This window comes from Bacillus sp. JJ664 (genome assembly GCF_036962205.1).
Classification (GTDB): Bacteria; Bacillota; Bacilli; order Bacillales; family Bacillaceae_G; genus Gottfriedia.
The window spans coordinates 1-403 of the sequence record NZ_JBALMS010000083.1; the positions used below are offsets into that span (position 1 = coordinate 1).

The window sequence follows — 403 nt, forward strand, 5'->3', positions numbered from 1 at the left end:
ATAATATAGGAATGTAATCTACTGTCGAAATATACATATAAAGCACTACTACTTTTAATCATTCGACAACAGGCACCTTTTTTACTACAAATTCTATTAGATTACTACTAAACTGATGATGAAACCAGTTGATTTGTGTAGTATAGTGTAGTTTTTTGTAACATTTACACTTCTTTTAGCGAATCGCTTTTCATATGAAAATGATTTTGTATAATAGCATTACATACATCGTGAGACATAGACACAATTCCCTATTCTTGAACAAAGTTGGTGACTAAATTGCTACTTCATGTTATAGAGAAAAAGCGCGCTCGTATGGTTTATTTTGCGGGACGATATGGCTTTACTAATAAAAGAACCGTCTCATGCAGCCAAGAACTGGACAAGCTCATGAATATGATAT

1 protein-coding gene is annotated in these 403 nt (G+C 32.5%); it reads left to right on the top strand.

All coding sequences use genetic code 11. The features are described 5' to 3' along the window. Nucleotides 1-279: 279 nt before the first annotated feature. The coding region (locus V7056_RS14160; RefSeq protein ID WP_499702961.1) for an aspartyl-phosphate phosphatase Spo0E family protein at nucleotides 280-403 on the top strand (124 nt) is incomplete at its 3' end.